Source organism: Bradyrhizobium sp., from assembly GCF_049581145.1.
In the GTDB taxonomy this organism is placed as follows: domain Bacteria; phylum Pseudomonadota; class Alphaproteobacteria; order Rhizobiales; family Xanthobacteraceae; genus Bradyrhizobium.
In genome coordinates this window covers 1-8229 of sequence record NZ_JBAURI010000893.1, presented here as the reverse complement: position 1 = coordinate 8229, position 8229 = coordinate 1, and the positions used below count along the sequence as shown (strand labels likewise).

Here is an 8229-nt window from a genome sequence, read left to right as displayed (position 1 = left end):
GCCCATCGCTTCGCCGGCTCTGGCGATCGCGCGGGCATCGCCGGCCTGGTCTGGGACGTGCTGCGGCGGCGCGCCTCGAGCGAGTGGGTGATGGAGGACGACAGCTCGCGCGCGCGGCTGCTCGGCATGTTGAAGGTCGAGCGCGGCATGGATGTCGACACGATCGCGGCGTTGTGCGACGGCGGCCGGTTCGCGCCGGCGCCGCTGTCGGAGGCCGAGCGCGCGGCGCTGACCTCGCGCACGCCGCAGGATGCGCCGGCGCCGGTCGCCGGCGATTATCCGGAATGGCTCGATCCCCATCTCACGGACGTGTTCGGCGACGACCGCACAGCTGAGGCAGCCGCGATGGCGAGCCGGGCGCCGCTCGACCTGCGCGTCAACACCTTGAAAGCCAGGCGCGAGAAGTCGCTCGCTTCGCTCGCTCATCTCGGGGCCACGGCGACGGCATGGTCGCCATGGGGCCTGCGCATCGAGCTCGGCGCCGACGCGCGCAATCCCGGCATTCATGCCGAGGAGGACTTCATCAAGGGCGCCATCGAGGTCCAGGACGAGGGCTCGCAGCTCGCGGCATTGCTGTCGGCGGCAAAACCCGGCGAGCAGGTGATCGATCTCTGCGCCGGTGCCGGCGGCAAGACGCTGACGCTGGCGGCGATGATGGGCGGCAAGGGCCGGCTGATCGCGACCGACCGCGACAAGCGGCAATTGGCGCCGATCTACGAGCGGCTGTCGCGGGCCGGCGTGCATAACGCCGACGTCCGGACCCCCAAGAAGGGCAGTATGGGCGACGCCGATCCGCTGGCTGACATCCGCGCTTCCGCCGACCTCGTGCTGATTGATGCGCCTTGTTCAGGCACCGGCACCTGGCGGCGCAATCCCGATGCCAAATGGCGCATCCGCCGCGGCGCGCTCGAGATCCGCTTGAAGGACCAGGTCGAAGTGCTTGATCGCGCGGCCGCCCTGATCAAGCCGGGCGGCCGGATCGCCTACATCACCTGCTCGGTGCTCAAGCCGGAAAACGGCGACCAGGTCCGCGGCTTTGTCGCGCGCCATCCGGACTTTGCCGTCGTGCCGCCCGGGGAAACCGCGAGCGCGCTCGCGGACAAGGCCGAGGATTTCGCGAAAGCCGCGCTGAAATCGCCGGAAGGCTGGCTGATGACCCCCCGCCGCACCGGCACCGATGGGTTTTTCGTGTCGGTGCTGAAGAAGGCGTGACCCCAATGAGGCCGTCATTCCGTGGCGCCCGGAGGGCGAACCCGGAATCTCGAGATTCCGGGTTCGCTTCGCGCCCCGGAATAACGGTCCTCAGTTTTGGCCTGCAAAACACGTGGACGGGCGCGCCCTCCCGGCCATGACGGGTTGCGAGCCCGGCGCCCGTCGCGTATCTGCTTGACATGACAGCCGCACCAGAGACAGCCGAGTCAGTGCCCGCCGTGGCCTCGGCGCATGAGAAGATTCTGATTGTCGATTTCGGCAGCCAGGTGACCCAGCTGATCGCCCGCCGCGTCCGCGAGGAGGGGGTCTATTCCGAGATCGTGCCGTTCCAGAAGGCGGAAGCAGCCTTCAGGGAGATGCGGCCCAAGGCCGTGATCCTCTCCGGCGGCCCGGAATCGGTGCACGAAGCGGGCTCGCCGCGCGCGCCGCAACTGATCTTCGACTCCGGCGTGCCCGTGCTCGGCATCTGCTACGGCCAGATGACCATGGCGGCCCAGCTCGGCGGCCAGGTCGAGGGCGGCCATGCCAGGGAGTTCGGCCGCGCCGACCTCGAGGTGAAGGCGCCAAGCCATCTGTTCGATACCACCTGGTCGATCGGCGAGCGGCATCAGGTCTGGATGAGCCATGGCGACCGCATCACCAGGATGCCGCCGGGCTTTGCCGTGGCCGGCGTTTCGGCCAACGCGCCGTTCGCGGTGATCCAGGACGAGACGCGCAAATATTACGGCCTGATGTTCCATCCCGAGGTGGTGCATACGCCCGATGGCGCCAAGCTGATCCGCAATTTCGTCCGCAAGGTCGCCGGCCTGACCGGCGACTGGACCATGCGCGCCTTCCGCGAGGAGGCGATCGAGAAAATCAGGAAGCAGGTCGGCAAGGGCAGGGTGATCTGCGGCCTCTCCGGCGGCGTCGATTCCGCGGTCGCGGCCGTCCTGATCCACGAGGCGATCGGCGAGCAGCTCACCTGCGTGTTCGTCGATCACGGCCTGTTGCGGCTGAACGAGGCAGCGACCGTGGTCGACCTGTTCCGGCATCACTACAACATCCCCTTGGTGCATGTGGATGCCTCGAAGCGGTTTCTGGCCGAGCTCGCAGGCGTGTCCGATCCCGAAACGAAGCGCAAGACCATCGGCCGGCTGTTCATCGATGTCTTCGACACCGAGGCCAAGAAGATCGGCGGCGCGGATTATCTCGCGCAGGGCACGCTCTATCCCGACGTGATCGAGAGCGTGTCGTTCACCGGCGGCCCGTCGGTGACCATCAAGTCGCACCACAATGTCGGCGGTCTGCCCGAACGCATGCACATGAAGCTGGTCGAACCCCTGCGCGAATTGTTCAAGGACGAGGTGAGGGTGCTCGGCCGCGAGCTCGGCCTGCCCGAGATTTTCGTCGGCCGCCATCCGTTCCCCGGCCCCGGCCTCGCGATCCGCTGCCCCGGTGAGATCACACGGGAAAAACTCGACATCCTGCGCAACGCGGATGCGGTCTATATCGACGAGATCAGGAAGGCCGGACTCTATGACGCGATCTGGCAGGCGTTCGCGGTGCTGCTGCCGGTGAAGACCGTCGGCGTGATGGGCGACGGGCGGACCTACGAATACGTCGTGGGCCTGCGCGCGGTGACCTCGACCGACGGCATGACGGCGGATTTCTATCCGTTCGAGATGAAGTTTCTCGGCGGGGTCGCGACGCGGATCATCAACGAGGTCAAGGGCGTCAATCGGGTGGTGTATGACGTGACGAGCAAGCCGCCGGGAACGATTGAGTGGGAATGATTTAGGCCCACCCGATCGCCGCCGAAACTACGCCATAGTACGACCTAAGCCACTGAAGACAAAAATAAATATGTCCGTCTGCCTTCGAGTCCTATCGGCACGCAGAGTTTGCCTCTGGCGACCTGCCTGACGGACCGCCACAGTATTGCTCGGCCAAATTTTCCGAAGTACCGTCACGGCCGATGGTGCTCGTGACGGTACTTTTTCCCACATAACACATTGAAGAACCGAGATCTTCCCTGTCACGAGCCCTCGAAAATGCGCTGACGGTACTTTTCAGGAGGCATAGGGATGCTGACGGATGCCGCCCTCAAGGCTTTGAAGCCGAAAGATAAAATCTACAAAGTCGCGGATCGCGACGGCATGTACGTTCGCGTCATGCCCAGCGGCGCAATCTCGTTTCGCTTAGACTACAGGCTCAACGGACGCCGCGAGACGGTCTACTTGGGCAGGTACGGACGCGACGGAATCTCGCTCGCTCGGGCCCGGGAAAAGTGCATCGACGCACGACGCGCGGTCGGCGAGGGACGATCCCCGGCGATGGAGAAGCAGCGCGACAAGCGCCGCCTGAAAGAGGCGAAGAGTTTTGGCGAGTTCGGTGAGAAGTGGCTCACCGGAGCAACGATGGCCGAAAGCACTCGCGCTATGCGGCGTTCGATTTTCGAGCGAGAGCTTCTGCCGGTCTGGCGCAATCGTCTTTTGACGGAGATCACGCCTGACGATCTGAGAGCCCATTGCGTTAGCATCGTAGAACGCGGAGCTCCGGCGACGGCTATTCATGTGCGCGACATTCTGAAACAGATTTATGGATTCGCGATCTTGCACGGTGAGAAGGTCACCAATCCAGCCGACGAAGTCGGGCCGGCATCCATCGCCACCTTCGTACCGAAGGATCGTTCGCTTTCGCCGTCCGAAATTCGAGTGATGTTGAAACAGCTCGAGCACATTGCCACGCTTCCCACGATCCGTTTGGGAATGCGGCTCTACCTGCTCACGATGGTGCGCAAAAGCGAGCTGCAGGACGCAGTATGGGACGAAGTCGACTTCGAGAACGCGGTCTGGACGATCCCAAAGGAACGAATGAAGCGGTCAAAAGCGCATAACGTTTACCTGTCACGCCAGGTGCTCGATATCATGATCGCCCTGAAGACCTGCGCAGGGAATTCGAGATACCTTTTGCCATCGCGGTACGATGCGGATGCACCAATGTCGCGCGCCACTTTCAACCGGGTAACCTACGCGGTTGTCGAGCGGGCGAAGGCGGAGGGGTTGCCTCTCGAACCATTCACGGTTCACGACCTGCGGCGAACGGGTTCAACCCTACTGAACGAACTCGGGTTTAACAGCGATTGGATCGAAAAGTGCCTAGCGCACGAGGATGGTCGCTCGTCGCGGGGCGTCTACAACAAAGCCGAGTATGAGATGCAGCGTCGGCACATGATGCAGGAATGGTCAGACATCTTGGATGCCTGGGTTGACGGCAGAAAATATGTGCCGACGCTCATCCCGCCGTCGATGCCGATTTTGGAGCCCGATCCGGCTCTTTGACCGGACGGGCTCGGCGTTGCTTCACGTCGGGCCCTGCGGCGCGGTCAATTGGCTTCGAGCGACGAGCAGCGAGCCATGCCTGGACCTCGCCAAGATCCCAAACCACGCATCGTGGGGTCAACGCGAAGCGCCGAGGAAATTCCCCCCGCTGTTCCATTTCATAAATTGTGCTGTCGGCAAGCGGGACGATTTCGCGAAGTTGTTTACGGCGAATAGTTCGCTCGGATAGCGGTGAGATGTCGTGGCCCATCTAGATCCTCCCCCTGCGTGGTGCTTGTGGAGATTGGAAGCGATAACCCGCGAAAGGTGAAGATGAAAAACGCGAATGGAGTACTGTGGCGAACCGTGGCGCTGAATTTGTAGCGACGCGTTTCCAAACCTGCACGGCGCTAGACGACCAAGAGTGTCTAAGATGGCGGCGTCAAGCGCCGAACCACCGCCGTGGATTTGATCTTCTCTTAATTCGAGATAATCGAGCACCTCGCATCGAGTCGATATCTCAAGCGCCGCGGTCGTCGTTAACGAGTCTAAAAACTTCAAACGATACATCCGTTACGTCCGGACACGACCAATGACCGCGCCGTGTGGAAACGTCGTGAACGGTGCGCAAGAGCCTTCAGGTCCCTGTCATCACGCGCGGGCGGCATAGCCGCTCCTGGCTCTCGTGAACCGAGCCGCAAAGCTGCGTCTCGGCCTTCGGCTTCGGTCGCTCGCGCAATACTGTGTCTGTCGCTCGCCGGAGGTGCTCGCCCCCGGTCCAGACGTAATTTCATTCCGGCGTCGCTTTCACTGCCCTTCGTTCGGGTTCCTTTTTGACCGGTCACGCGACTTCCGTCTGGCCTTCGCTTCGCTGCGGCACAGACGCCCTCATTCTGTTTGGGGGTGCTAAGAGCTGCTTGAGGTCTCCACACCGCCCGCCATCGCTTATGCTTGGTCCTACTGTGGGTCGGGTTTGCTTTTCGCGTCCGACAGCCTATGCACCTCTAAGGCGATCTTTCCCTGCTTCATCCAAACGCCGCGCGCGTGTTCGCCCTGATCGCTTCGGAGCTTCTCGGCCATCCAGAGAAACGCGCCGAGGATAACGGCGCGATCGTCGCCGGTCAGTTCAACGATCCCGGCCTTGACGACGAGGCCGCCGAGTTCGATCAGACGCCGCGTTCGTTTGCGCCGCTCGACCTGCCAAGTGCGCATGTCATGCCGCGCCAGCGCCACTTGATGGCGGTTGCGCGCCGCCCGGATGTGAAGGAGCGCCGCCTGTGTCGCGGTCAGATGCCGGTGCAGATCGGCGCGACCGGCTCTGAAAGAACGCGGCCCCGCGCTTCGCCCATGCCTCCCTCTTTCCGGCATCCTTGGTTTCGGCCAACACGATCAGCGCGCCGGTCAGTTCGTTGGCGTCGAGAACGTCGGCGCCGGTGGCGATCACCAGTTCGCCGAGTTGCTGCACCTTGCGGGTTTTGAGGTCTCTGGCCTTTTCTTCCAGCGCCCTCAGTTCGGCATCAAAGTCGCGTGGCTTGCGCATCGTCGTCTCCACAAGTTGTCGATGCAGAGATGATAGTTGAGCGTCTTGCGGAAGGCTGTAAGGTTGCCGGGATGGTCTGAGACGGCGTAGTCCCGTCCGAGATTTTTTCGAGGGAGGGCGCGCTTATACGTCGTTCCGACGTGCGCTTCGCCGTGGCAATGATCTGATCGCGATGGCGATCTATCATCTTCACGTCAAGGTCATTGGCCGCAAATCCGGCTCCAGCGCGGTGGCCTCCGCCGCCTACCGCTCGGCCTCGCGGCTGCGCGACGATCGGCTTGAGCGTAGCCACGACTTTTCGGCCAAGCGCGGTGTCGTTCATTCCGAGGTCATGCTGCCGGAGAATGCGCCGCAGGCATGGAGCGACCGCGAACGGTTGTGGAATGATGTCGAGGCGTTCGAGGTCCGCAAGGACGCGCAGCTGGCCCGCGAGGTCGAATTCGCCCTTCCGCGCGAGCTGACGCAGCGCCAAGGCATCGAACTGGCCCGCGACTTCGTGCAGTCCGAATTCGTTGATCAAGGCATGATTGCCGACGTCAATGTGCATTGGGATATGGCCGAGGACGGCATGCCCAAACCCCACGCCCATGTCATGCTGACCATGCGTGCGGTGAACGAAAGCGGCTTCGGCCCAAAGGTGCGAGACTGGAACCGCACCGAGATGGTCGAGCGCTGGCGCGAGCGCTGGGCCGAGATCGCCAATCAGCGGCTGGCCGAACTCGACATCGACGCCCGGATCGACCATCGAAGCTTCGAGGCGCAGGGCATCGGGCTGGAGCCGCAAAGCCAGATCGGCGCAACGGCGCAGCGGATCGAAAGCCAAGGTATCGAGGGGCCAGGGATCGAGGCCGCCGCCAATGTCGCCGATCGGGCCGAGATGCACCGCGAGATTGCGCGGGGCAACGGTGCAAGAATCATCGCCGATCCAGCCTTGGCGTTCGAGGCCATCACGCTGCAGCAATCCACTTTCACGCAGCGCGACATGGCGAAGTTCGCGCACCGGCACAGCGACGGCATCGACCAGTTCAACCAGGTCATAGGGGCGATGCGCGGCGCGCCCGATCTGGTCGAACTGGGCAAGGACGGACGGGGTGAGGACCGCTTCACCACCCGCGAGATGATCGAGACCGAACAGCGCCTGCACCGCGCCGCCGAACGGATGGCGGAGCGGAATCGTCATGAGGTGCAGGACGCTGACAGGTTGGCGGCGCGGGCGCGGGCGGAAGCGTGCGGTCTGGTGCTTTCCGCGGAGCAGGCCGACGCCTTGGCGCAGGTCACGAACGGTCGCGATCTCGGCGTCGTGGTCGGCCACGCCGGAACGGGAAAGAGCGCGATGCTGGGTGTGGCGCGGGAGGCCTGGGAAGCAGCGGGTTACGGGGTTCGGGGCGTGGCGTTGTCCGGCATCGCCGCCGAGAATCTGGCAAGCGGATCGGGCATCGCGTCGCGCACCATCGCCAGCCTGGAACATGGTTGGGCGCAGGGTCGCGAACTGCTCACCGCGCACGATGTTCTGGTGATCGATGAGGCGGGCATGGTGGGCACGCGCCAGTTGGAGCGCGTGCTGTCCCATGCTGCCGAGGCTGGCGCCAAGGTGGTGCTGGTCGGCGATCCGCAGCAGTTGCAAGCAATAGAAGCCGGCGCGGCGTTTCGGTCGATCTTTGAGCGCCACGGTGGCGCGGAGATCGGTGAGGTGCGCCGCCAGCGGCAGGACTGGCAGCGCGACGCCACGCGCGATCTCGCCAATGGCAAAATCGGCCATGCGCTTGATGCCTATCGCTCCCACGACATGGTCCATGCCGCCCCGACACGGGAGGACGCGCGCAAAAATCTGATCGAGCGCTGGGACCGCGACCGGCAGGCATCGCCCGAGCGCAGCCGTATCATCCTCACCCACACCAATGGCGAGGTTCATGCGCTCAACGCCGCCGCGCGCGAGCGGATGAGGGCCGCCGGTGATCTCGGCAAAGATCTGCGTCTCACGGTCGAACGCGGCGAGCGCAGCTTCGCCAGCGGAGACCGCATCATGTTCCTGCAAAACGAGCGCGGCCTTGGTGGGGATGGACTTGGCGTGAAGAACGGCACGCTCGGGACCATCGTTGAGGTCGGCGCACGGTCCATGTCGGTGCGCACCGACGACGGGCGCAACGTCTCGTTCGATCTCAAGGACTACAACCG

General features: G+C 63.7%; 7 protein-coding genes. 4 read left to right on the top strand and 3 right to left on the bottom strand.

The features are described 5' to 3' along the window. From WCB02_RS29330 to WCB02_RS29320, 3 genes are all read left to right on the top strand, one after another. Positions 1-1212: RsmB/NOP family class I SAM-dependent RNA methyltransferase (locus tag WCB02_RS29330; protein ID WP_423963341.1), on the top strand; the 1212-nt coding region annotated here is incomplete at its 5' end. A gap of 179 nt (positions 1213-1391) precedes the next feature. After that, positions 1392-2987, top strand: coding sequence for a glutamine-hydrolyzing GMP synthase (gene guaA, locus WCB02_RS29325; protein WP_423963338.1), 1596 nt, complete (start codon positions 1392-1394; stop codon positions 2985-2987). Between the two features lie 291 nt (positions 2988-3278). Beyond that, entirely contained in the window at positions 3279-4535 is a 1257-nt protein-coding gene (locus WCB02_RS29320; RefSeq protein WP_423963335.1) for a tyrosine-type recombinase/integrase, read from the top strand. Here WCB02_RS29320 and WCB02_RS29315 read toward each other — a convergent pair. The 3 genes from WCB02_RS29315 to WCB02_RS29305 form a co-directional block, all read right to left on the bottom strand. Continuing rightward, positions 4489-4785, bottom strand: coding sequence for a helix-turn-helix transcriptional regulator (locus tag WCB02_RS29315; protein WP_423963333.1), 297 nt, complete (start codon positions 4783-4785; stop codon positions 4489-4491). The two genes, WCB02_RS29320 and WCB02_RS29315, sit on opposite strands and share 47 nt — an antisense overlap. A gap of 686 nt (positions 4786-5471) precedes the next feature. After that, positions 5472-5726 (bottom strand): conjugal transfer protein TraD, encoded by a 255-nt coding sequence (locus WCB02_RS29310; protein ID WP_423963343.1) that lies wholly within the window; start codon positions 5724-5726, stop codon positions 5472-5474. A 1-nt stretch (position 5727) separates the two neighbouring features. Next, positions 5728-6054: a conjugal transfer protein TraD gene (locus WCB02_RS29305; RefSeq protein WP_423963331.1), complete on the bottom strand. Its 327-nt coding sequence runs from the start codon at positions 6052-6054 to the stop codon at positions 5728-5730. Positions 6055-6226: 172 nt separating this feature from the next. Between WCB02_RS29305 and traA the strand changes: the two genes are divergently transcribed. After that, positions 6227-8229, top strand: a 2003-nt coding sequence (gene traA / locus WCB02_RS29300; RefSeq protein ID WP_423963329.1) for a Ti-type conjugative transfer relaxase TraA, incomplete at its 3' end; no start/stop codon positions are given.

Coding starts and splice junctions, on each gene's coding strand:
- WCB02_RS29320 (WP_423963335.1), top strand. CDS start 3,279: ATGCTGACGGATGCCGCCCTCAAGGCTTTGAAGCCGAAAGATAAAATC.
- WCB02_RS29315 (WP_423963333.1), bottom strand. CDS start 4,785: ATGGGCCACGACATCTCACCGCTATCCGAGCGAACTATTCGCCGTAAA.
- guaA (WP_423963338.1), top strand. CDS start 1,392: ATGACAGCCGCACCAGAGACAGCCGAGTCAGTGCCCGCCGTGGCCTCG.
- WCB02_RS29305 (WP_423963331.1), bottom strand. CDS start 6,054: ATGCGCAAGCCACGCGACTTTGATGCCGAACTGAGGGCGCTGGAAGAA.
- WCB02_RS29310 (WP_423963343.1), bottom strand. CDS start 5,726: ATGCGCACTTGGCAGGTCGAGCGGCGCAAACGAACGCGGCGTCTGATC.